Source organism: Bradyrhizobium sp. USDA 3262 (assembly GCF_054060035.1).
Window position 1 is genome coordinate 2,567,017 of record NZ_JBSSCT010000001.1, and the last position, 23,452, is coordinate 2,590,468.

The 23,452-nt window shown below is 64.4% G+C and carries 22 protein-coding genes; 5 read left to right on the top strand and 17 right to left on the bottom strand.

What is annotated here, in order from left to right; translation table 11 throughout:
- Positions 1-120: 120 nt before the first annotated feature.
- The 3 genes from ileS to ACVWYP_RS11985 form a co-directional block, all read right to left on the bottom strand.
- Positions 121-3,171 (bottom strand): isoleucine--tRNA ligase, encoded by a 3,051-nt coding sequence (gene ileS, locus ACVWYP_RS11975; protein WP_304498777.1) that lies wholly within the window; start codon positions 3,169-3,171, stop codon positions 121-123.
- Positions 3,172-3,592: 421 nt separating this feature from the next.
- A complete protein-coding gene (locus tag ACVWYP_RS11980; protein ID WP_304498778.1) occupies positions 3,593-4,144 on the bottom strand; it encodes a sugar O-acetyltransferase in 552 nt (183 codons plus the stop codon).
- The gene (locus ACVWYP_RS11985) at positions 4,141-5,112 is read right to left on the bottom strand and encodes a bifunctional riboflavin kinase/FAD synthetase (protein WP_304498779.1); all 972 of its coding nucleotides are present in this window, start codon (positions 5,110-5,112) and stop codon (positions 4,141-4,143) included. The genes ACVWYP_RS11980 and ACVWYP_RS11985 overlap by 4 nt, the downstream gene beginning before the upstream one ends.
- Before the next feature lie 214 nt (positions 5,113-5,326).
- On the opposite strand from ACVWYP_RS11985, the gene ACVWYP_RS11990 reads away from it, so the two are divergent.
- On the top strand, positions 5,327-5,722 hold the full coding sequence (locus ACVWYP_RS11990) for a response regulator (RefSeq protein WP_016844467.1): 396 nt from the start codon (positions 5,327-5,329) through the stop codon (positions 5,720-5,722).
- 337 nt (positions 5,723-6,059) lie between these two features.
- On the opposite strand, the gene ACVWYP_RS11995 is transcribed toward ACVWYP_RS11990, so the two are convergent.
- The 7 genes from ACVWYP_RS11995 to uvrC form a co-directional block, all read right to left on the bottom strand.
- Positions 6,060-6,914, bottom strand: a complete 855-nt coding sequence (locus ACVWYP_RS11995) for a TIGR01459 family HAD-type hydrolase (RefSeq protein WP_304498780.1) — start codon at positions 6,912-6,914, stop codon at positions 6,060-6,062.
- Positions 6,915-6,929: 15 nt separating this feature from the next.
- Positions 6,930-8,339, bottom strand: coding sequence for an EAL domain-containing protein (locus ACVWYP_RS12000; protein ID WP_304498781.1), 1,410 nt, complete (start codon positions 8,337-8,339; stop codon positions 6,930-6,932).
- Between the two features lie 164 nt (positions 8,340-8,503).
- Entirely contained in the window at positions 8,504-9,463 is a 960-nt protein-coding gene (gene prmB, locus ACVWYP_RS12005; RefSeq protein WP_304498782.1) for a 50S ribosomal protein L3 N(5)-glutamine methyltransferase, read from the bottom strand.
- Positions 9,463-9,930: a molybdenum cofactor biosynthesis protein MoaE gene (locus ACVWYP_RS12010; protein ID WP_304498783.1), complete on the bottom strand. Its 468-nt coding sequence runs from the start codon at positions 9,928-9,930 to the stop codon at positions 9,463-9,465. Before ACVWYP_RS12010 ends, prmB begins: the two co-directional genes overlap by 1 nt.
- An 8-nt stretch (positions 9,931-9,938) precedes the next feature.
- Positions 9,939-10,190, bottom strand: coding sequence for a molybdopterin converting factor subunit 1 (moaD, locus tag ACVWYP_RS12015; RefSeq protein ID WP_304498784.1), 252 nt, complete (start codon positions 10,188-10,190; stop codon positions 9,939-9,941).
- Entirely contained in the window at positions 10,187-10,801 is a 615-nt protein-coding gene (gene pgsA, locus ACVWYP_RS12020; RefSeq protein WP_016844474.1) for a CDP-diacylglycerol--glycerol-3-phosphate 3-phosphatidyltransferase, read from the bottom strand. Before pgsA ends, moaD begins: the two co-directional genes overlap by 4 nt.
- A gap of 193 nt (positions 10,802-10,994) precedes the next feature.
- Positions 10,995-13,094 carry an excinuclease ABC subunit UvrC gene (uvrC, locus tag ACVWYP_RS12025; RefSeq protein WP_304498785.1) on the bottom strand — a complete coding sequence of 700 codons (2,100 nt, stop codon included), beginning with the start codon at positions 13,092-13,094 and terminating at the stop codon, positions 10,995-10,997.
- A 265-nt stretch (positions 13,095-13,359) separates the two neighbouring features.
- Here uvrC and ACVWYP_RS12030 point away from each other — a divergent pair, with 265 nt between their 5' ends.
- The gene (locus ACVWYP_RS12030; RefSeq protein ID WP_016844476.1) at positions 13,360-13,983 is read left to right on the top strand and encodes an outer membrane protein; all 624 of its coding nucleotides are present in this window, start codon (positions 13,360-13,362) and stop codon (positions 13,981-13,983) included.
- 20 nt (positions 13,984-14,003) lie between these two features.
- Here the strand turns inward: ACVWYP_RS12030 and ACVWYP_RS12035 are convergent, their stop codons facing one another.
- The 5 genes from ACVWYP_RS12035 to ACVWYP_RS12055 form a co-directional block, all read right to left on the bottom strand.
- Positions 14,004-14,201: a hypothetical protein gene (locus tag ACVWYP_RS12035; protein ID WP_304498786.1), complete on the bottom strand. Its 198-nt coding sequence runs from the start codon at positions 14,199-14,201 to the stop codon at positions 14,004-14,006.
- Between the two features lie 56 nt (positions 14,202-14,257).
- Complete coding sequence (locus tag ACVWYP_RS12040; RefSeq protein WP_016844477.1) at positions 14,258-14,470, bottom strand: cold-shock protein; 213 nt, start codon at positions 14,468-14,470, stop codon at positions 14,258-14,260.
- Between the two features lie 260 nt (positions 14,471-14,730).
- Positions 14,731-15,591, bottom strand: a complete 861-nt coding sequence (locus tag ACVWYP_RS12045) for a 23S rRNA (adenine(2030)-N(6))-methyltransferase RlmJ (protein ID WP_456684308.1) — start codon at positions 15,589-15,591, stop codon at positions 14,731-14,733.
- A gap of 236 nt (positions 15,592-15,827) precedes the next feature.
- Positions 15,828-16,514, bottom strand: coding sequence for a ribonuclease T2 (locus ACVWYP_RS12050; protein ID WP_304498787.1), 687 nt, complete (start codon positions 16,512-16,514; stop codon positions 15,828-15,830).
- A 114-nt stretch (positions 16,515-16,628) separates the two neighbouring features.
- Positions 16,629-17,105, bottom strand: a complete 477-nt coding sequence (locus ACVWYP_RS12055) for a hypothetical protein (protein ID WP_304498788.1) — start codon at positions 17,103-17,105, stop codon at positions 16,629-16,631.
- A 165-nt stretch (positions 17,106-17,270) separates the two neighbouring features.
- Between ACVWYP_RS12055 and ACVWYP_RS12060 the strand changes: the two genes are divergently transcribed.
- The 3 genes from ACVWYP_RS12060 (at position 17,271) to ACVWYP_RS12070 (ending at position 21,171) form a co-directional block, all read left to right on the top strand.
- Positions 17,271-17,570, top strand: a complete 300-nt coding sequence (locus ACVWYP_RS12060) for a hypothetical protein (protein ID WP_028341043.1) — start codon at positions 17,271-17,273, stop codon at positions 17,568-17,570.
- A gap of 43 nt (positions 17,571-17,613) precedes the next feature.
- Complete coding sequence (locus ACVWYP_RS12065; RefSeq protein WP_018269802.1) at positions 17,614-18,144, top strand: DUF3617 domain-containing protein; 531 nt, start codon at positions 17,614-17,616, stop codon at positions 18,142-18,144.
- An 813-nt stretch (positions 18,145-18,957) separates the two neighbouring features.
- A complete protein-coding gene (locus ACVWYP_RS12070) occupies positions 18,958-21,171 on the top strand; it encodes a TonB-dependent siderophore receptor (protein ID WP_304498789.1) in 2,214 nt (737 codons plus the stop codon).
- A 68-nt stretch (positions 21,172-21,239) separates the two neighbouring features.
- Here ACVWYP_RS12070 and ACVWYP_RS12075 read toward each other — a convergent pair whose 3' ends face one another.
- A complete protein-coding gene (locus tag ACVWYP_RS12075; protein ID WP_016844484.1) occupies positions 21,240-22,625 on the bottom strand; it encodes an ATP-binding protein in 1,386 nt (461 codons plus the stop codon).
- A 110-nt stretch (positions 22,626-22,735) separates the two neighbouring features.
- On the bottom strand, positions 22,736-23,440 hold the full coding sequence (locus tag ACVWYP_RS12080; RefSeq protein WP_038377300.1) for a response regulator: 705 nt from the start codon (positions 23,438-23,440) through the stop codon (positions 22,736-22,738).
- Positions 23,441-23,452 lie beyond the last annotated feature (12 nt).

Sequence of the window (23,452 nt, forward strand, 5' to 3'; positions counted from 1 at the left end):
GAAGGCCGGGACCCATACGCCGTGTCGGGCGTTGCTTGAATGACTCGGAGTCATCAACCTCAATCCATTGCAGGCAGCGGTGGTTATGGGTCCCTGCTTTCGCAGGGACGACAGAGGACGTTAGGCGCTGCCCCCCAGCGCCTTCCATTCGCGCAGCGCTTGCGCGTCGCGCGGCGAGACGTCGGGATATTCGGGGTCCTCGCCCACCGTCGGCAGGATCTTCCACGAACGGGCGCATTTGGTGCCGACCGCCTTCTCGACCACGACCGCAACGCCAGGCACGGCATCGAGGCGGAAGGCGTTCGCCGGCGCCTCGCCCTCGCGCACCTCGTAGTTCGAGGTGATGCAGACCTCGGCGAGATCGATGTCGAACAATGTGGCCAGCATCTGCCTGTCGGCGACGTAGATCACCGGCGATGCCTCGAGCGAGGAGCCGATGCGCTTGGCGGCGCGTTCGAGTTCGAGCGCGCCGGTGACGACGCGGCGAACGTTGCGGATCGTCTCCCATTTCGCGGCAAGCGCGTCGTCGCGGAACTGCTCGAGACCTTCGGGGAACAGCGTCAGATGCACCGAAGGCTCGGCGTTCGGCCGATACATCCGCCAGGCTTCGTCGGTGGTGAAGCTGAGGATCGGCGCCAGCCATTTCAGGATCGCGTCGCAGAGCAGATCGATCGTGGTCAGCGCCGCCTTGCGCGCCACCGAGGACGGCGGATCGCAATACAGCGTGTCCTTGCGGATGTCGAAGTAGAACGCCGACAGCTCGGAGTTCATGAACGCCGCAAGGCTTGCGACCACGGTCTTGTAGTCGAAGTCGGCATAGGCCTTGCGGATGGTCTCGGCGTGGCCGGCGAGCTCGTGCAGCATCAGCCGCTCGAGCTCGGGCATCTCGGCAAAGGCGACCTTCTCGCTCGGCTTGAAATGATGCAGCGTGCCGAGCATCCAGCGGATCGAGTTGCGCAGCTTGCGGTAGGTCTCGATGGTGTTCTTGAGGATCTCCGGGCCGATGCGCTGGTCGTCGGCATAGTCGGTGGCGCACACCCACAGGCGCAGGATGTCCGCGCCGGAATCCTTGATCACCTTCTGCGGCTCGACGGTGTTGCCGAGCGATTTCGACATCTTGCGGCCGTTCTCGTCGAGCGTGAAGCCGTGGGTGAGCACGATGTCGTAGGGCGCGCGGCCGCGCGTGCCGGCGCTTTCCAAGAGCGACGAGTGGAACCAGCCGCGATGCTGGTCGCTGCCTTCGAGATACATCACGGTGTCGTCGCCGCCATCGACCTTGCGGACGATGTTGCCGAGCTGCGGGAAATTCTGGCGGTCTTCCAGCACGAAGGCGTGCGTGGAGCCGGAATCGAACCAGACGTCGCAGATGTCGTCGACCTTCTTCCAGTTCTCGGACGCGCGTGACCCGAGGAAACGCTCGCGGGCGCCGTCCCTGTACCAGGCGTCGGCGCCTTCCTCCATGAACGCCTCGGTGATGCGCTGGTTGACCACCTCGTCCTGCAGGATCTCGGCCGAGCCGTCGCTGTTCTCGCGCACGAACACGGCGATCGGCACGCCCCAGGCGCGCTGCCGCGAGATCACCCAGTCGGGACGGTTGGCGATCATGCCGTTGATGCGGTTCTCGCCGGCCGGCGGCACCCATTGCGTGACCGAGATCGCGTGCAGCGCGCGGGCGCGTAGCGTGTCGCCCTTTTTCGCATGGCCATTCTCGGCGATGTCCGTAGCCCCGGGCTTGCCCGGGGCGTCTACGATGGGCTTGTCCATCGCGATGAACCATTGCGGCGTGTTGCGGAAGATCACCGGCTTCTTGGAGCGCCAGGAGTGCGGATACTGATGCTTGAGGCGGCCGCGCGCGAGCAGCTTGCCGGCCTCGATCAGCGCCTTGATCACGGCCTCGTTGGCATCGCCCTTCTCGCCCTTGTCGTTGAGCACGCGTTTGCCGGTGAAGCCCGGAGCCTGCGCGGTAAACGCGCCGTTCTCGTCGACCGTATACGGGATCGCCGTCGGGATGCCGCGCGCATCGAGCTCGCGGGTGTTGGCCGTCCAGACGTCGAAGTCCTCGCGGCCGTGGCTCGGCGCGGTGTGCACGAAGCCGGTGCCGGTGTCGTCGGTGACATGCTCGCCGGCGAGCAGCGGCACGATGAATTCGTAGCCGCCACCGAAGCCGCGCAGCGGATGGGCGCATTCCACGGCGTCCAGCGTGTCGCCGGGAATATCGCGGACCTTCTCATAGGACGTGACGCGCGCCTGCTTGAACACCTCGGCGGCAAGCGCGTCGGCCAGGATCAACAGATCGCCGGTCTTCGCCCAATTGTCCGCCGGCGCATCCGTCACCTTGTAGAGGCCGTAGGCGATCTTCGGCGAGAACGAGATCGCGCGGTTGCCGGGCAGCGTCCACGGCGTGGTGGTCCAGATCACGACCGAGGCATTGGCCAGCGCGCCATGCGCCGGCGAGGTGACCGGGAATTTCACCCACACCATGTCGGAGGTGTGGTCCTCGTATTCGACCTCGGCTTCGGCAAGCGCGGTCTTCTCGACCACGCTCCACATTACCGGCTTCGAGCCGCGATAGAGCGTGCCGTTGGCCGCGAACTTCATCAGCTCGCGGGCGATCTGGGCTTCGGCCGGATAGCTCATCGTCTGGTAGGGATGATCCCAGTCGCCGATGATGCCGAGCCGCTTGAACTCCTCGCGCTGCACGTTGATCCAGTGCGTCGCATAGGCACGGCATTCCCTGCGGAACGCGACCATCGCCGCCGAGTCGCGGAAGTCGGGCTTCTGCTTGCCCTTGGAGCGGTAGTTCTCCTCCTCGATCTTCCATTCGATCGGCAGGCCGTGGCAGTCCCAGCCCGGCACGTAGTTGGAGTCGAAACCGAGCATCTGCTGGCTCTTGGTCACGACGTCCTTGAGGATCTTGTTCAGCGCGTGCCCGATATGGATGTTGCCGTTGGCGTAGGGCGGGCCGTCATGCAGCACGAATTTGGCGCGGCCCTCGGCTTCCCGGCGGAGCTTGTCGTAGAGGCCGATCTCGTTCCAGTATTTCAGGATTTCCGGCTCGCGCTGCGGCAGGCCGGCGCGCATCGGGAATTCCGTCTGCGGCAGGTAAAGGGTCTTGGAATAGTCCCTAACGTCGGTCTTTTGGGCGTCGGTCTTTTGCGGCTTGTCGGACATGAAAGCTCTGATTTGGCAGGTGCGGGCGCGGATACGCGATCAATCGCGGGTGAAACGGCGAAGTCCCGGTCTTGCGCCGAGCCTTCAGGCTCAGGCGGAAGCCGGGCAGCTAATCCGTATGATGCGCCGCGAAAACATGGGGTTTCCATAGCAGCCGGACGGGGAAATCGCAAAGCCCCCGGTGGCCTGCGGCCCGTACCGCGGGACCGCCCCTAGAGCGGGACTTGGTTGAGCTGGAGCGACGGCGGCGAGTTCACCTCTCCCTTGGGAGAGGTCGGCGCGAAGCGCCGGGTGAGGGGTTAAGGTCTCTCGGTGGAGCTGCGGCCCCTCACCCGATTTGCTGCGCAAATCGACCTCTCCCCGCCGGGGAGAGGTGGACCGAACCCGCGGTCAAACCGATTCAACCTGACTTCATCCCGCTCTAGGCCAGCCGTGCCCGGGCCGGATTTCCGGCCACGATCGCGCCGGGGGCGACGTTCCGTGTGACCACGCTGCCGGCCCCGACCAGGGCGCCGTCGCCGATCGTGACGCCGGGCAGGATGATGGCACCCCCGCCGATCCAGACGTCGCTGCCGATCCGGATCGGGCGGCCGAATTCCAGCCCGGCGCGGCGGGTTTCGGCATCGCGCGGGTGGTCGGCGGTATAGATCTGCACCGCGGGTCCGATCTGGGTCCGATCGCCGATCGTGACCTCGACGACGTCGAGGATCACGCAATTGAAGTTGAGGAACACGCCGTCGCCGAGGCTGATATTGCTGCCGTAGTCGCAGAAGAACGGCGGCCGGATCACGGCATCCCTGCCGACCTTGCGGAAGCGCTCGCCGAGCAGCGCGTGCAACTCGGCCGCGGACGATGCGCCCGATGCGTTGTAGCGCGTCATCCAGTGTTCCGCCGCGGTATGGTCGGCGGCGAGCTCCGCATCCGGGCGATACAGCTCGCCCGCCAGCATTTTTTGCTTTTCAGTCCTGTTCAACCAATCACTCCGAGCTGCGGGAACGCGTCGGGCGCCGCGGCAAGTAGCGCGCGCGCCTTGGCGCTGTCGTCATCCATCTGGCGTATCAACGCCTCGATGGTGTCGAATTTCAGCTCTTCGCGAATGAAACCGATGAATGCGACATCAAGGACCGCGTCGTACAGATCGCCCTTGAAGTCGAACAGGAACACCTCGAGCAGCGGCGCGCCGTTGTCGAAGGTCGGCCGGCGCCCGAAGCTTGCGACGCCGTCGAACCGTTGCGAGCCCTTGCCGACCCGCACCGCGTAGATGCCGTGCTTCAGGCCGCAATGCTTGTCGAGGCGGATATTGGCGGTGGGGTAGCCGAGGTCGCGGCCGCGCTTCTCGCCGTGGACCACCTTGCCGGTGACGAACCACGGTCCGCCCAGCATCGTGGTCGCATCCGCGATCTCGCCCTCGGCGAGCGCCATGCGGATGGCGCTGGAGGAAACCGGGCGTTCCTCGATGTCGACATGGGCCTGCACATCGACCTCGATGCCGAGCCGCGGCGCTTCGCTGACCAGGAGGCTCGGCGAGCCGACCCGGCCCTTGCCGAAATGAAAGTCGTAACCGACCGCGATCCCGCTGATGCCGAGCCGGCCGATCAGGTCATGGTGAATGAAATCCTGTGCCGAGGTCCCGGCGCGCGCCTTGTCGAAGGTCATCACGACGGCGCCGGCGAGCCCGGTGGCCGCGAGCAGCCGCAGCTTGTTGGTCTCGTCCGTGAGACGGAATTGCGGGGTGTTCGGGCTGAAGAAGCTGCGCGGATGCGGCTCGAAGGTCACGGCGAGCGCGGGCACGCCGTGTGCTCTGCCCATCGCAAGCGCCGCGCCGATCACGGCGCGGTGACCGAGGTGGACGCCATCGAAATTCCCCATCGCGACCACGGCGCCTTTCGGAATGGCGCTTGCGGGGGTGTTGTCGCGGATAACGGTAAAGCCGGTGCTCATGAGCGGTATTCTTCAAGGATTCTTAAGCATGATTGGTGCGGGCCGGACCGTGACGCGGCGGCGGCGTGGAAGTCAAGGCTAACGAAAATCGCGTCAAATCCGTAACAATCCGGATTCAGCCGGTTAACGCGCTGTTTAACGCCTGCTGTTAGTCGTTGGCGGAAAGCTGCGTTTGTGCAGAAGCCAAGTTGCGTTTGTCGTTTTGGGGGGAAAGATGGCGGTTGATTTGTCCATGCCGGTTCTGGTGGTTGATGATTACAGCACCATGATCCGCATCATCCGGAATCTTCTCAAGCAGCTTGGATTCGAAAATATCGACGATGCCTCCGACGGCTCCGCAGCGCTGAACAAGATGCGCGGCAAGAAGTATGGCCTGGTGATTTCCGACTGGAACATGGAGCCGATGACCGGCTACGACCTGCTCAAGGAAGTCCGCGCCGATCCCAACCTTGCGACCACGCCCTTCATCATGATCACGGCGGAATCCAAGACCGAGAACGTGATCGCGGCCAAGAAGGCCGGCGTGAACAACTACATCGTCAAGCCGTTCAACGCGGCCACGCTGAAGACCAAGATCGAGGCGGTGTTCCCGGACATGGCGACGGCGTAACCGCCCGCCCATCGCATCACGATTCATCCTCATCTCATCGCGCGTTAGCGAATGACCAGCGCCGCCTCACCGTCACCCTGAGGCCGCGAAGCGGCGTCTCGAAGGGTCGACGGCCTGGCTGGTGGCCGTGCATCCTTCGAGACGCGCGCAAGAGCGCGCTCCTCAGGATGACGGGGCTAAAGCATGACGCGGATTGCACGATTTCGGAATATTAGAAGAATATCCCTGAGTTGCCCGACGTGTCAAGTTGGCTGGTCGAACGTCGGCCGCCGCCGGCTCCTTTGCATGGGGTTGTTTTCGATATTTTGGCCCGCGCCCCTGCGATGGGTTGCTTCCGCTACCACTTCAGCTCGCGCATCAGCGCGCGCGGCGGATGGCCGAACAATTCCTTGATCGAGGCCGCATCGAGCTGCTCGATGCCCTCGAACTGTTCGGAATGGATGCCGCGGGTGACGAACAGGAGATCGATGCCGAAGCCATGGGCGCCGGTGAGATCGGTGCGCACGGAATCGCCGATCGCGAGCACGCGGCTGAGCTCGGTCGGACCCCCGCGGCGCTCGGTGGCCAGCGCCATGGCGCGCTCATAGATCGGCCGGTGCGGCTTGCCGTAGAAGATCACTTCGCCCCCGAGCTCGCGATAGAGTTCGGCGACCGCGCCGGCGCAATAGATCAGCCGGTCGCCGCGCTCGACCACGATATCGGGATTGGCGCAGACCAGCGTGAGCTTGCGCTCGAGCGCCTTCAGCAGCGTGTCGCGGTAATCTTCGGCCGACTCGGTCTCGTCGTCGAACAGGCCAGTGCAGATGATGTAGTCGGCCTGCTCCAGCGGCACCAGCGTGGCGTCGAGGCCGCGGTGGATCGAGCTGTCGCGCTCCGGGCCGATCCAGAAGATCTTCTGGCCGGGATGATCGGCCACGAAGTGGCGCGTCAGGTCGCCCGAGGAGACGATCGCATCATAGGTCTCGTCGGCGACGCCGAGCTTGCGCAGCTGTCGCTGCACGGAATCGGCCGGCCGCGGCGCGTTGGTGATCAGGATGACCGTGCCGCCTTTCTGGCGGAACGTGTGCAGTGCCTCGCAGGCCTCGGGGAAGGACTCGAGGCCGTTGTGCACGACGCCCCAGATGTCCGACAGCACGACGTCGACGCCGCCAATGAGATCGCGCAGCCGCTCTACGTAACGCAGCGAGGTCATGATGCGAATTGCCGGCTAATTTGGACCGAGGGCGCGGCGCGCCAACGCGGCGCTGCCGGTTGCGCGCGGCGGAGCTGCGGGGCTGGAGACAGGGGCTGAAGTGCTGGCGCCATTAAGATCCTGGGGGTTGGTCTGCGGAGCCTCGGCGGTAGCAGATGCCCCCTCCGGCCGCAACGGCCGCGGCGGCGCGAACAGGAACCCCTGGCCGAACCGGACATCGTAGTCGAGCAGGTCGACCACCGAGCGTTCGCCCTCGATCCGTTCGGCGATCAGGTCGATGCCGTAGCGGCCGAGCAGGTCGGACAGATCGGAAGGATGGATATCGGTGGTCGCGATCTGCCTGGCGTCAAGCAGCAGCGCCGCCGGCACCTTGATGAAGCGGACGCCGCGATCGGCGAGCTCGCGCGGCTCGAGGCGAAGGTCGCTGACATGGTCGATCGAGAACCGGTAGCCGCGCTGTGCCAGCGCCGCGAGGTTTTCGCTCTCGGTCGGGCCGAGATTGCGGAAGGTCGCCTGCTTGAACTCGAGCACGAAGGACGGCGCCAGCGCGCGGTTGGCCTCGAGGAAGTCGAGACACTGGGTGAAGTGCTGCGGGCTGGATAGCGTCGCCGCCGAGACGTTGCAGAACACGCCGACATCCTTGCTGCGGATCATCAGGCGGCGCAGCACCTGGACGCAGCGGAGCATCACCATGTGATCGATGCGGCCGATCAGGCCGCCGGCCTCGGCCGCCTCGATGAAATCCTCGGCGGCCAGCACCTGGTCGCGCTCGTCGCGCAGCCGCGTCACCGCCTCGTAGTAGCGCACCTTGCGCTGCGGCAGCGTCACCATCGGCTGCAGGTAGATGTCGAGGCGGTTCTCGTCGATGGCCTGCCTGATCGCGCCGATCAGTTGGGTCTCGCTGCGCGAGACCTCCGGCGGAGCCGCAGGTGTCGGCTGAGGCGCAACCACGACGGTCGGCGCTGGCGCGACCCGTTGCAGCACATCGTCGCGCGGGGACGCGACCGTCTGCACCGGAGCCGCTGCCAGCAGATCCTCATGATGGGCGACGGATGCCGCAAGCTGCCGCACCAGTCCGCCGAGCTCGCTGATCTCGCCGGCCATGCCCTGCATCCGGTCGGCGCCGGTGGAGTTGGCCGAGGCGACGCGGCCCTCGACTGCGGCGAGCCGGCGGCCGAATTCGGCGACCTGGCGGGCAAGGTCGGCGGTGCCGCGCGACAGATCCGCGATCTGGCCGCCGACGTCGCTGCGGTCACGCAGCCGCATCGAGACCGCGTTGTAGAGGATCAGGCAGGTGAGGGCGGCGAGCGCCACGATCGCCGATTCCGATCCGCTGATGCCCGCCACCGAATACAGCACGAAGCCGAGCGAGGCTGCGACCAGCACCATGCAGATGGCGATGAAGATCGTCGAAATGCGAATCATGTCGCGCGCCCGCGCCCTCTGTCCGAACGTCCCCGGACCGCGACCTTAGCACCATTGTTGATTCGACGGGCCAGCGATCTTCGGAACCGGCTGGAACTGCACACGATTTTCGTTTCGCCCGGATCGGGCTCCGTAAATCGCCGGAGCCGGCGGCGGCACGCCGGTCAGAGGTCCGCGGCAGCGATCCAGAACACCTCGCCCTCGGAGTCCTCGGTGTCGAGCCAGAGCAGCGGCAGGTTCGGATAGGCGGCCTCGAGATTGTCGCGGCCGCGGCCGATCTCGCAAAGCAGCCCGCCCTGCGGGGTCAGATGCTGCCTCGCCTCATCGATCAGGCGACGGACGATATCGAGCCCGTCGGCGCCGCCATCGAACGCGATCTTCGGCTCGGCACGGCACTCGCGCGGCAGCGCCGCCATGCCTTCGGCGTCGACATAGGGCGGGTTCGAGATGATCAGATCGTATCTGCTGTCGCCGAGCGGCTTGAACAGGTCGCCGCGATGGAGCGTCAGGCGATCGTCGAGGCCGTGGTCGGCGACGTTGCGCGCGGCGACCTCGAGCGCATCCTTTGAAATATCGACCGCGTCGACCGCGGAGTTGGGAAAATGTCGCGCCGCCAAAATCGCAAGGCAGCCGGAGCCGGTGCAGAGGTCGAGCACGCGTTCGACCTCTTCGGGATCGCCGATCAGCGAGGTGCCGTGCTCGTCGCCGCCGAAATGCGAATCCAGCAATTCGCCGATGAAGGAGCGCGGCACGATGGTGCGCTCGTCGACATAGAACGGCAGGCCGCGCATATAGACCTTGTTGACGAGATAGGCGGCCGGCTTCCGCGTCGCGATCCGGCGCTCGATCAGGTCGAGGATCTGCTTGCCCTCGGCAATCGTGACGCGCGCGGTGGCAAAATTCTCGAACTGGTCGGGATGCAGGTGCAGCGTCTCGCAGATCAGGAACGCGGCTTCGGCCACCGGATCGGTGGTGCCGTGTGCGAACACGAGCTTGGCTGCGTTGAAGCGGCTCACGGCATAGCGCAGGAAATCGAACAGGGTGTGAAGCTCGCCGGCACCGACTTTCGGCGCTTTCGGCACGGCGGGGCTGCGCTTGGCCGGCACTTTGCTGCGCTTGGCCATCAGGATTTGGTCCAGCGCGCGGCGGCCGCGTCGTCGTGGTCCTGCGCCTCGATCCAGCTCGCGCCGCGCGCGCTTTCCTCGCGCTTCCAGAACGGTGCGTTGGTCTTCAGATAGTCCATCAGGAACTCGGCGGCCTCGAACGCGGCCTGCCGGTGCGCCGAGGCGGTCACGACCAGCACGATGTTCTCGCCCGGCGCGATGCGGCCGAAACGATGGATGATGGTGAGGCCCTGCAACGGCCAGCGCGACAGCGCCTCGTCGGCGTGGCGTCCAATCTCGGCTTCCGCCATTTCAGGGTAATGTTCGAGCGTCAGCGCCGCGATCGGTTCGCCCTGCTCGCTGCCGCGGCAGATGCCGCTGAAGCTGACGACCGCGCCGACATCGGTGCGGCCCTTGCTCAAGGCGGCGATCTCCTGCGCGATGTCGAAGTCGGCTTGCTGGATACGGATGGTCGCTGCGATGGTCATGTTGGGATTTAGCCGCCGGTCATCGGCGGAAAGAACGCGATCTCGCGGGCGCCGGAGATCGTCGCGTCCGATTTGACATGGGCGTGGTCGATCGCAGCGCGGATCACCGTCGGCTTCTCGAAGGCATAGGCGTAGGCATCGTCGCGCGCGGCAAGCCAGCCGATCAGGTCGCCGACGGTGCGCACGTCGGCCGGCGGCTCGACGATCTCTTCAGCCTTGCCGATGCGTTCGCGCACCCAGGCGAAATATTTCAGCTTCATCCCTCATCCTCCTTGATGAGGTGATGGATGCCGGCACGGAAATAATCCCAGCCGGTGTAGATCGTGAAGATCGCCGACATCCACAGCAGCACGATGCCGATCAGAGTGGTGGCCGGGAAGACCTGCTCGCCCGCTTCGCCGGCGATCAGAAAGCCGATCGCCACCAGCTGGATCGTCGTCTTCCATTTCGCCAGCTTGGTGACGGGAACGCTGACCCGCAAGCCTGCGAGATATTCGCGCAGGCCCGAGACCAGGATCTCGCGGCACAGGATCACGATCGCCGCCCACAGCGTCCAGCCATGGATCGAATTGTCGGCGGCCAGCATCAGAAGGCTGGAGGCGACGAGCAGCTTGTCGGCGATCGGATCGAGCATCCGGCCGAAGGCGGACTGCTGGTCCCACATCCGGGCATAATAGCCGTCGAGATAGTCGGTGATTCCCGCCGCAATGAACACGGCCAGCGCCACCCAGCGCAGCCACAACGGGCCGTCCAGGATCGATTGCCAGTAGACGCAGCCGATCACCACCGGGATCGCGGCGATCCGGGCGTAGGTCAGGATATTCGGGAGGGACATGGTCTTGGTCTGTCCCCGGGTCGTGGCGATGTTCATCCGTTCTACCAATACCGCTGAAGCGAGAAGGTCAACCGTGCGGACGCGTCAGTCGCGACCAGATTGCGCTGGATCGTCATAGCGCCTTAGCTCGTTGTTTAAGCATGATCTTTTCGGATAACTGCCTCACACTTTTTCGCATCATGCCCTAGATGCCCTGTCGCAGGCGACGCCCTGATGACTCGCCTTTGGTTTAACCCGGCTGCGCGTGGAAAAACTCGAAAATCTTGCGGGCACTCTCGGCGCTGACGCCGGGAACCTTGCCGAGGTCGGCGATCGAGGCCCGCTCGATCTCCTTGAGCGTTCCGAAGTGGTGCAGCAAGGCACGCTTGCGGGACGGGCCGATGCCCGGGATCTCCTGCAGGCCGGCCTCGCGGATGTCCTTCTTGCGCAGCTTGCGGTGCGAGCCGATCACGAAGCGGTGGGCCTCGTCGCGCAGCCGTTGGATGAAATAGAGCACCGGGTCCCGCGGCTCCAGCTTGATGGCCTCGTGGTCGGGCATGAAGAGGGTTTCGCGCCCGGCGTCGCGCTCCGGACCCTTAGCCACTGCCATCAGCGAGACCTGGGTCAGCCCGAGATTCTGGAAAATCTCCCGGACCGCGTTGAGCTGGCCGCGGCCGCCGTCGATGATGACGAGGTCGGGCCATTGCGGAAACGAATCGTCATCCGCTTTTGTCCTGGCAGCGGCCTCGCCCTCCGGCGGCTTCAGCAATCGCTTGAAGCGGCGTTCCAGCACCTCGCGCATCATTCCGTAATCGTCGCCGGGCGTCAGCCCTTCGGACTTGATGTTGAACTTGCGGTACTGGTTCTTCATGAACCCGTCGGGTCCCGCCACGATCATCGCGCCGACCGCGTTGGTGCCCTGGATGTGGCTGTTGTCGTAGACCTCGATCCGCTTGGGTGTGTGCGGCAGGCCGAGCGTCGAGACCATGCCCTCCAGCAGCCGGCTTTGCGTCGCGGTATCGGCCAGCTTGCGGCCAAGCGCCTCGCGCGCGTTGGTGAGCGCGTGGCCGATCAGCTCCTTCTTCTCGCCGCGCTTCGGCATGGAGACCTCGACCTTGGATCCGGCCTTGACCGACAGCGCGTCGGCGAGCAACGCGCTTTCCTCGATCTCGTGCGACAGCAGGATCAGCTTCGGCGGCGGCTTGTCGTCGTAGAACTGCGCGAGGAACGAGGACAGCACCTCCTCGGGCGTGAAGCTCTTCTCGGCCTTGGGGAAATAGGCGCGGTTGCCCCAGTTCTGGCCGGTGCGGAAGAAGAACACCTCGACGCAGGAATAGCCGCCCTCCTGGTGGATCGCGAACACGTCGGCCTCTTCGACCGTGCGCGGATTGATGCCCTGCTGCGACTGGATCGCCGACAGCGCCGCGAGACGGTCGCGGTACAGCGCCGCGGTCTCGAATTCGAGCTCGCCGGAGGCCTTCTCCATCTCGGCCGCGAGCAGCTCCTTGACGGCGTGGCTGCGGCCGGACAGGAATTCGGTCGCCTCGCGCACCAGTTCGCTATAGCCGGGGAAGTCGATCTCGCGCGTGCAGGGGCCGGCGCAGCGCTTGATCTGATAGAGCAGGCAGGGGCGGCTGCGGCTTTCGAAGAAGCCGTCGGTGCAGGAGCGGATCAGGAACGCGCGCTGTAGCGCCGTGATGGTGCGGTTGACCGCGCCTGCGTTGGCGAACGGGCCGAAATAGCGCCCCGGCCGCGACTGCGCGCCGCGATGCTTGAGGATCTGCGGCGCCCAATGGTCGCCGGTGATCAGAATATAGGGAAACGACTTGTCGTCGCGCAGCTGCACATTGAAGCGCGGACGGAGCTGCTTGATCAGATTGGCTTCGAGCAGCAGCGCCTCGGTCTCGGTCATGGTCGAGACGATCTCGACCTGCGTGGTCGCCGCGATCATGCGCAGGATGCGCGCCGGCAGCGGCGCGTTGGCACGCGCATAGGATGACAGCCGCTTTTTGACGTTCTTCGCCTTGCCTACATAGAGCACGTCGTTGGCGGCGTTGAGCATGCGGTAGACGCCGGGCGAGGTCGGGGCGAGGCGGACCGCGTTCTCGATCGCGGCATGCCCGACCGAGAGCGTGCCCTCGGCGACCGCCTCGGCGGCGTCCTCCGAAGCCTCGGGCAGGCGTGCCTCGTCCTCCTCCTCGGCGGCGGAGGTTTCGGGATCGACGTCGCTTGTATCGAGCGCCAGATCGTCCTGCGGCAGGTCGGACTTTGAACCGCGCCGTGGCTTGGGGGCAGCCTTGGGATCAGCTTTGGGTGCCGGCGTCGGACGCTCGGGAGAATCGTGAACCATGGGCCGTAAACTAAGTGCTTGGGCGACCGGTCGCCAGCGTTGGCGGCACCAAGAAAACCACCTCGATTGCAGGAGGTTACCGGCCCCGCGCGGACGCCGGGACGGGGTGCGTAACACCTTGTTAAGACTGATGAGCGGGCCGGTAACCGGGCTTAACAGCCCTTTAACTTAAAACTCTCGATAAACCTTAGCGAAAAAAGTGGAATTCCGTAACCACGCCGGCCCTGGCCGGCGGGCTGCGGCTGTTGCGTGGTGGAGAGTACCAATGACCCGGTTTGTCGCGCGTGCGCTGGCACTGATCGTTGCAGGCTGGACGACCTCGGCGGCGTCGGCCGACCTCAACTACGGATCGCCCTATACGGTCTATCAGCCGCTCAATGCCTATAGCTGGGCCGGCCCCTATCTTGGCGGCAATGTCGGCTATGGCTGGGGCTCGGTCGAGAACAACCCGACCAAGCCGTCCGGGTTCGTCGGCGGTGTGCAGGCCGGCTACAACTTCCAGAACGGCTCCCCCTGGGTGTTCGGTATCGAGGCCGATATCCAAGGCACCACGGCCGACGACCGGTTCGCGCCGTGGAAATTCTCCAACCCGTGGTTCGGCACGGTGCGCGGCCGCGCCGGCTATGCGGTCAACAACGTGCTGTTCTACGCGACCGGCGGTCTCGCCTTCGGCGAACTGCGCGGCGAGACGTTCGGCATCACGGAGAGCCACACCAACGCAGGCTTCACCGTCGGTGCCGGCGCCGAAATGGGCTTTGCCCCGCACTGGAGCGCCAAGATCGAATATCTCTACGTCGACCTTGCCAACAGCAATTTCACGATCACCGGTGGCGTGTCGAACGGCTACAGCTTCAGCCTGGTTCGCGCCGGCATCAACTATCACTTTTGAGAACAAGAAGACGTCGACCATCAACTCCCGGCCGCGCCTTGCGCGGCCGGGTTTTTCTTTGTGTTGATGATCTCAACGTCGCGCATGGCGGCGTACACGCCGCGGCGTCCGCGAATCCAATCGGTGGGCCGCACGTGTGGGATATGCGGCACCGCCAGTCGCGTCCGCATCATGCAGGTGGTCATCCAGAGCACGCCAGCCGCGCGCTCGGCGGTCAACTCACACGCAACGCCTCATTCGGCGTTCACCACGAGCCGCGAATCGCGAGCGCTCGTCATGAGACCACCAGGTTGACGGCCTTCGGGCCCTTGCCCTTCTTGTCGGGCTCAACCTCGAACGTAATGCGTTGTCCTTCAGTCAGGTCCTTCAATCCTGCACGCTCGACAGCTGTGATGTGAACGAACACATCGCGGCCGCCATCATCAGGCTTGATGAAGCCGTAGCCACGCTCTCCGTTGAAGAACTTGACTGTCCCAGTCATGGCCATCGGGAAACTCCTCCCCCGTATTGCTCCACCGCTACGCGCACGCCGCGTAGCGGTTGACCGACATTCGCTTGTCGGAAGCTTGGCCACCTGAACAGGCCAGCGTCACGCCGCCGGTCTGCCTGGATTTATTTCGGCCTTGTCACTCCGCCGCAACCATTCGCGGAAGCGGAACGTAAAGCCAGTCGTAACAGGATGAGCATAATACGGTTCCGCGCAAATTGCCTATGCTCAAAATTGAACTTTTCAGTAGGAGCTGTCGATCAAGGTTTAGGCGTCTCGAGTCTGAAGCGTCCCGCACCGCCTTGACCGAGCGGCCTCTCGAGTTCGGGCAGGATGATCTTCAACTCATTCGCCAGCGTCCACGGCGGATTCACCAGCAAAAGCCCTGTGGAAACGAGGCCTGCGCCTGCTTCTTGCGGTGCCACACTGAATTCCAAGCGCAGGCATTTGCCGGCGGGCCGACTCGCTGCTGCTGCAGCGGCCACGCTGCGCGCTAGCTCATCGGTGGCTCTCCGGGTTTTTACGGGGTACCACAAAAGATACGTGCCGGTCGGCCACTTCGCGAATGCTTCCGTGAAAGCACTGGCCAGCCGCTCGAACTCGTCCTTCGCTTCGAACGGCGGATCGATCAGCACCAGGCCGCGCCGCTCGTTCGGCGGCACGAATGCGGGCAGCGCCATCCAGCCATCGAGATCGACGACGCGCGCTTGCGCGTCACGGCGCAAGGCGTCGATCAGTTGTTTGCGCGCCGTCGGTTCGATCTCGCAGGCGGTGAGGCGATCTTGCGGACGCATCAGCGCCCGCGCGATCAACGGCGAACCCGGATAGGCTTTCAGCTCGCCTCTCGGATTGAATGCCCTGACGATGTCGAGATAGGGCGCGATCAGCGGCAACGCCTTGTCGGAAAGCCGCGCCTGCATCAGTCGCGCGATGCCGGTGAGCCATTCGCCGCCGCGCTGCGCTTCGTTCGACGTCAAATCATAGAGGCCGGCGCCGGCATGGGTGTCGATGACGCGGAACGGCGCCTGCTTGTCCTGCAGATAGGTGAGCATGCGCACCAGCACGATGTGCTTGATGACGTCGGCAAAGCTGCCGGCATGAAAGGCGTGACGGTAGTTCATGTGATGATCGTGCTGCGCTCTCAAAGGGTCGCGCATGTTGTACTCGTCATGCCCGGGCTTGTCCCGGCCTTCGCTAAAGCTTCGGCGGGGTTAACATCCGAGCTCGGCGAAGGCTTGGCGTAGCCGGCTCCCGGGCATCTGCGCCTTATCTTGCTTGTTTCGCGATGGCGCAGGTGGTCGGGACGTTTTGCGCGACGACGCACGGCGCGGGTCCGCCGGCCATGACGCAGAGAGTTTCAGCCGCCGCGAACCGGCGGCATCAGCACCTGATCGCGGCGGCAGGCCCGGCGATCGATTTCCTCGCAGGAGCGGAATTGCAGATCCTTGCTGAGGCAGATCCGCACCTCGCTGAGCCGCTTGCTGTCGCAGGTCACCGAGATCGCGGAGTTGCTGAGGCCCGGATTGACCTTGATGAACGCCGCCTCCAGCTCGTCGGGCGCGACCGTCTTCGGCTCCGACAATTGCAGGAATTCCTCGGGGATCTTCACCGTGGCGCGGGCTTTGCGGATGGCTTCGAAATAGGCGCGTTCGCCGAGACCCGAGCAGGTGCCGTGCTTGTCCCACTCGTTGTAGATCAGCCCGGGCGCCGGCATCAGGTCGAGCATCGAGCTCATGATGCTGCGGGCGAGTCGCGGCGAAGGCCGCTGGCAGTATTCCGGAAAGCCCCGCTCATATTGCGGCCACAGGCCGTGCACCACGAAGGAATAGGGCCGTCCGCCGCACTGCGCCTGCGTGCCGCGGCCGTTGTTGCCGCGCTCGCTCGCCGCCTCGCAGAACGAGGGCGACCACGACAGCGACAGCACATAGAAATCGAACTCACCGGGCGCATTCTGGCGGCGATCCTGGGCCGAGGCCCCAACCGCACCGCACAGAATAATGGCAACCGAAATCAAAAATCGGGAAATTGTGTCCAACCGAGGCATCAAACGCTCCCCTCACTCGACCGCCCAGAACCTAGCAGGCCGCGAGAACATTTCAAGAACAAAAAGCCGCCGTCCAAATGGCGGCGGCTCCTGCTTTAGCAGTCTGGTCGGAGATCAGGGCCGGGCGGCCTTGCAGGACGGGTTATAGGCCCAGTTGCGGTCGAGTCCTGCGACGCACCATTCGACGCCCTGATTGATGCTGGCAAAGCCGCCGTCCTCGATGATCGAATAGTGCACCTTGCGCACCTTGCCGTCGCTCAGCATCGCCTCGCCGCTGCAATAGCGGCGCGGAATATTGTCGGACTGCCAGGGACGGAAGGCGGTTTCGTGAATCCCGTTGAAGCCGGTGATCACGAGCGGCGAATTCCAGAAGGTCGCTTCCTTTTCCTGGAATTGCGTGCTGATGACCGTCAGGGCCTTCTCGCATGGGGCCACATTGCCGTCATAGCGCGGGCCGGACAGCCAAAAGTTCATTTCGAACGGATTGGCGGCCTGGGCCGTGCCCCCGAACGCCAGCGTGCCGACCACGAGTGCGGCGCCGAGGCCGAGCTTGCGGCCGAGTTTATTGCGGGAGCTGAACAGGTTGCGCATGGGAATCCACCCGATTATCCGATGCCGCGGACGGTGCCGCGAAGCCTCGGCAAGGTCAAGTGCAGCGCGGCAACACCTGCGGAGAAGTCCACCTTGGGGAGCCGGCTCGTTCTTTTCACGGTCGCCGGCGCACTCTATGTTGGTCTCAGCGAAATGGAGTCTGCGATGCGAAGGAAATTGGCCGCTTGCCTGGTTGCCGTTTGCGGGATGCTGGCCGTTGTGCCGGCGCGGGCGGATTGGATGCAGCCGGTGCCGCCGTTCAAGGGCAATGATACCGGCGGTATCATCGCCTATACGCTGGCGACCCAGAGCGACGCCCGGCAACTCGCCGTCGATCACTGCGCCTCCTACGGCAAGGTGGTCAAGTTCCTTGCGATGCAGAACTATCCGGGCGGCTACATCTCGTTCGCCTGTCGCTGGGTGCCCTATGGCGCAGCCCAGAGGCCGTTGCGCACGCTCTACTGAGCGCGCTTCAAATCTTTCGATCGTTCAGCCGGGAGCCGACCGCATGACCCGACAGCTTGCCTTGCTTGGTTCGGCTGTGTGCCTTGTCCTGTCCGCTGGCGCCGCAAGTGCCGTCGACCTGCCGATCCGCAAGGCCGGTCTGTGGGAGATGAAAATGGTGCGCACCGGCGGGCCGATGCCGGAAATCACCATGCAGCACTGCACCGACGAGACCACCGACAAGGAGATGAGCGCGGCGGCCTCGCCGATGGCCAAGGAAGTCTGCTCCAAGCAGGATATCCAGAAGACCGCGACCGGCTATGTCAGCGACAGCGTCTGCAGCGTCGCCGGCATGACGATGCAGAGCCATGCGGAGATCGTCGGCGATTTCAATTCCGCCTACACGGTGAAGAGCACCTCGCATGCCGAGGGCGGCGCGGCCGGCTCGCGCGACACCACGATGACCATCGAGGCGAAGTGGCTCGGCGCCTGCAAGAGCGACCAGAAGGCCGGTGACATCATCATGCCCGGCGGCATGAAGATGAACGTCAAGGACATGGAAAAGCTGAAGGGCCTGCTGCCCAAGCAGAAGTAGCGCGCAGCGCATTCGGCCATTGCCGCGCGCCTGAATGCATCGCCTCGCATGCCGAGAGGCTGTGTCGCCTTGCACCACAGTCATTGCGAGCAGTTCGCGACGAAACTGCGGAGCAATCTTGCGCTGAGGCGATGCGCAATCCATCCGATCCCTCCCGGTCACCCCCAGGGCTATCGCATATGCCCCTTGGCGACCGCGCAAGTGCTTGGCCTCGTGGTTCGAGACGCGCCGCAACCGGCGCTCCTCACCATGAGGGTCTACTATTGTGCCGCAGAACAAGACCTCATCCTGAGGAACCCGCCGAAGGCGGGCGTCTCGAAGGATGGCCACGAGCACACCGCCACGAAATGCGATAGCCTTTGCGCGGGGATGACGGATCACCGCATTCGTGCGCTCCTTGGAGCGCGATGACGTCGACGGGATGCAACATCATTGAATGATCACCGAGTGCCTCGCGTTCGAGACTCTCTGCGAGCGACGACGCGCATCGCGTTCGTCGTGTCGGAAGCGTGATCCACCAACATGTCGTTTTGAACCCTTCCAGTGTTGCGCAACTTGAATCGTTCCAGTGTTTCGCATCGTGTGCGTTTCAATGGATTCTATTTTGCGCGTGTGGAATTTCGTTCATCCCGCCGATAGTAGTCCGCCCCAATCGATGCCGGCCTTGTCGCGAACGCGGCTCGATCGATGTCAGCGTAAGGCAATGTGGGGATTTGTTCGGTGGGAATGGCTTCGTTGCGGTGCAAGCGCGGCTTGCTCGGATCAACGGCTGCGATCAATGCAGCGCTGCTCGGTTCGGTCATGCTTGTGCCAATGGGCTCAGACGTCGCCTGCGCTCAGGCGCAGACCAGTCCTCCGCAGAACAATGTCAGCGAACTTCCCGCAGTGACGGTGGATGAACCTGCCGCCGCAAAGAAGCGCGGTGCCGTCGTTTCAAGCCAGAATACCAGGGCTTCGCGCGCGGTCGCGGCGAACCGGCGCCGCAATGCCGCGGCGCCCGCCCAGAGTCAGGCTCCGCGGTCGCAAGGCACAGGTGGCGCGATCGGTACGACGACGGGTTACGTCGCGACCGCCAGCACCGCCGGGACCAAGACCAGCACAGCGCTGATCGAAACGCCGCAGTCGCTATCGGTCGTCACGCAAAAGGAGCTCCGGGATCGCAACGTTCAGACGCTCAAGGACGCCGTCAGCTACACGCCGGGCGTGACGACCACGGCGTTCGGCTATGATCCAAGGTTCGATAGTTTCTACATCCGTGGCTTCGATGCGACCTATACGGGGATCTATCGCGACGGCCTGCGTCAGGGCGGCGGCAACTTCGCCATTCCCAAGATCGAACCTTACGGTCTCGACAGCGTGTCGATCCTCCGCGGACCGGCCTCGGGCCTCTATGGCCTCGGCTCTCCGGGAGGCATCGTGGATGTCACGACCAAGCGGCCGCCGCTGACGGCATTCGGTGAGGTGCAGCTGCAAGGCGGCACCTACGACCGTTACCAGGGCAGTTTCGATGTCGGTGGTCCGGTGCCCGGCAGCGATCAACTGTACTACCGGCTGACCGGTTTGCTGCGCGACGCGAAGACCTGGTACCCCGGCAACGACGACGATCGCGCCTATATCGCGCCTGCGCTGACCTGGCGGCCGGACGCCGATACGTCCTTCACCATCCTCAGCGAATATCAAAAGAGCCGAACCGCCGCCAGCATCGGCAATTTCCGTACGCCTGACGGACAGTTGACCAACATCTATTCGAATGATCCGGCGTTCAGCGCAATGGATCAGAAGCAGTATCGCATCGGCTACGCGTTCGAGCACAATGTCGACGACGTGTGGGCGGTGCGGCAGAACTTCCGCTTCTACCAGGTCGACGTCGACGCGAAATACACACAGATCGATTCGATCGACAGCAGCACCAATCTCGCGTCGCGGTCGGCCTGGCGGATCCTGGACAGCTTCAACACGGTCACGCTCGACAATCAGGCCGAGGCCAAGTTCATGCTTGGCGCGATCAGGAACACGGCGCTGTTCGGCGTCGACTACGGTCACTCCTACTACAATGACAAGATCGGTTACGGGCCGGCGCCCGATCTTAATCTCCTGACCATGAATTACGGCGCCCAGGCGATCGCGACGCCGGCATTCTCGATCTTCAACAAGCAGTCGACCGACGAGGTCGGTGTCTATGCGCAGGAGCAGGCCAAGCTTGGAGGCTTCATTCTGACGCTCAACGGCCGTCAGAGCTGGGTGTCGCAGACGACGACCGCTGGTCTGGACGGCGTGCCGTCAACGCAGAAGGCCACCGCTTTCACGGGCCGTGCGGGGCTTAGTTATGTCTTCGACAACGGCATTGCGCCCTATGTCAGCTATGCGACGGCATTCGCCCCGCAGGTCGGCGTCGATGCATCCGGATTGCCGTTCAGGCCGACCACCGGCGAGCAGAAGGAAGTGGGCATCAAGTACCAGATGCCGAACCTTCCGGTGCTGTTGACCGCCGCGGTGTTCGACATCACGCAGGACAACGTGCTGCGCACCGATCCGAACGACATGGCGTTCCAGGCAGCCACCGGGCAGGTCGAATCCAAGGGCGTGGAGCTCGAGGCGAAGCTGGCGCTCAAGCAGGGATTTGATCTCACCGCCGCCTACACCCATCTCAACGTCGTGATCACGCAAGGCAATCCCGATACGACCGGCAATGAGCTCTCCGGCATTCCGAGGAATTCCTTCGCCGCCTTCGGCAAGTACACGTTCCAGTCCGGCGTGCCCGTCGAAGGGCTCGGGCTTGGTCTCGGCGTGCGTTATATCGGCACGAACTTCGGCAACGACCAGAACACGTTCCAGAACGCAGCGACGACGCTGTTCGATGCGGTGATCGATTACGATCTGGGCAAGCTGGACCGGCGCTTCCTCGGTGCCACCGCGCGCCTGAACGCGACCAATCTGTTCGACACGCACTACCAGACCTGCCAGTCCGGCTACTGCTATGCCGGCGAACGGCGGCAGGTCATCGGCACCTTGTCCTACCGCTGGTAGTTCGAATTTGTTGTTTGGACGCGTTGTCTTCACGCGAACCGGCGTCCACTTCGCTCGAAAACGCTATGTTACACCGGCACCCGCACGACGGCGCGCAGGCCGCCCATCGGGCTTTCGCTGAGCATGATGTCGCCGCCATGCGAGCGGGCGATGTCGCGGGCGATCGCAAGTCCGAGCCCGGTGCCGCCTTCGTCCTGATTGCGGGCATCGTCGAGCCGCAGGAACGGCTTGAACACTTCCTCGCGCATGTCGGCGGGGATGCCCGGCCCGTCGTCGTCGACCGTGACGTTGAGATAGCGATGGTCGCGATGGCCGGTGATCGAGATCGTGTTGGCGTGGCGCGCCGCGTTGGAGACGAGGTTGGCGAGACAGCGCTTGAACGAGGCCGGCTTCACCGTGACGACGGGCAGGCCGTGGAACGCAACGGTTGCGGTGTGGCCGTGGCGTTCGGCGTCGCTGCGCAGTTCCTCCAGCGCCAACGCCATATCGGTCGGCTGCGCGACCTCGCCGGAATCGCCGCGCGCGAAGGCAAGATAGTCCTCCAGCATCATCGACATCTCGTCGACGTCCTTGCGCATCGCGTCGATCTCGGGGCCTTCGCCGATCAGGGCAAGCTCGAGCTTGAACCGGGTCAGGATGGTGCGCAGATCGTGCGATACGCCGGCGAGCATCGCGGTGCGCTGCTCGATCGAACGTTCGACGCGCGCCTTCATCTCGATGAAGGCCTGCGCCGCGCGCCGCACCTCGCGCGCACCGCGCGGCCGGAAGTTCGGCGCCTCGCGGCCCTTGCCGAAACTTTCGGCGGCGTCCGCCAGCCGTAGGATCGGCTTGATCTGGTTGCGCAGGAACAGCACGGCGACGATCAAGAGGATCGTCGAGGTGCCGAGCATCCAGAAGATGAAGATCTCCGAATTGGAGGCGTAGGCCGCGCTGCGCTGGGCGAAGATCCGCATCACCGAATCGTCGAGCTGCACGCGGATCTCGACCAAATTGGATTTGCCGACGGTGTCGATCCAGAACGGACGGCTGATCTGGCGGCCGAGCTGCACCGAAAGCGTCTGGTCGAGCAGCGAGAAGAACGGCTTCGGCCCCGGCGGCGGCATGTCGCCGGCGGGCAGGAAGTCGACCACCAGCTGCAGTTTCTGGGCGATGCGGCGAAGCTGCGCGCGGTCCTTGTCCTGCGGGTAGCTCTTGTAGACGTCGATCAGCGCGGCGATATCGGACACCACCGCGGCCGACAGCCGCCGCGTCACCGTGTTCCAGTGCCGCTCCATGAACACGAACGCCACCACGGTCTGCAGGATCACCATCGGCACGATCATGATCAGCAGCGCGCGGGCATAGAGGCCGGTCGGCATCCAGCTCTTGAACGCATTGCCCATCCAGCCGTTCGCCTTCGAGACGCGCTGCGAGGCGTTCTTGATCAGGGTCAGGCCGGAGTCGAGCGTGCTCATGCGGATGCTCTACGGCATGATCCGGAAAACTGCGCAGCGGTTTTCCGGCAAGATCATGCTCAAACAAGGATCTGAAGCGCGATGACGATTCATCCCGGTCTCATCGCGCTTCAGGGCGAGGCCACCAGGCGATAGCCGATGCCGCGCACCGCCTGCAGGAACAGCGGATTGGCGGGATCGTGCTCGATCTTGCGGCGCAGGCGGTTGATCTGCACGTCGACCGCGCGTTCGTTGACGGTGCCGCCGGAGGTCAGCTCGGCCCGCGGCACGGTCTCGCCGGGCGCGCTGGCGAGGATGCGCAGCATCTCGCGCTCGCGATCGGTGAGATGGATGATCTCCTCGCCCTGACGCAGTTCGCTGCGCTCGATGTGGAAAATGTAGGGGCCGAACGCGATCTGCTCGACGACTGCGACCTGCGGCGGCGCGGTGCGCTTGAGGATATTGCCGATCCGGAGCACCAGCTCGCGCGGCTCGAACGGCTTGGCGACATAATCGTCGGCGCCGATCTGCAGTCCCTCGATGCGGGCTTCCGCCTCGTGGCGGGCAGTCAGCATGATGATCGGCACCGTCGAGGAGCTGCGGATGAAGCGGGCGAGGTCGAAGCCGTTCTCGCCGGGCATCATCACGTCGAGGATCAGCAGGTCGAAATGCAGCCCGAGCAACTTGGCGCGTGCGTCGGTGGCGCTCATCGCCGTCGTGACGCGATAGCCCTCGCCGGAAAGAAAGCGCGACAGCAGGTCGCGAATGCGGCGGTCGTCGTCGACCAACAGAAGATGCGGCGCGTCGTCGGCCGGCTCGACCGGCGCGCGCATCATGGTTGCAGCCTG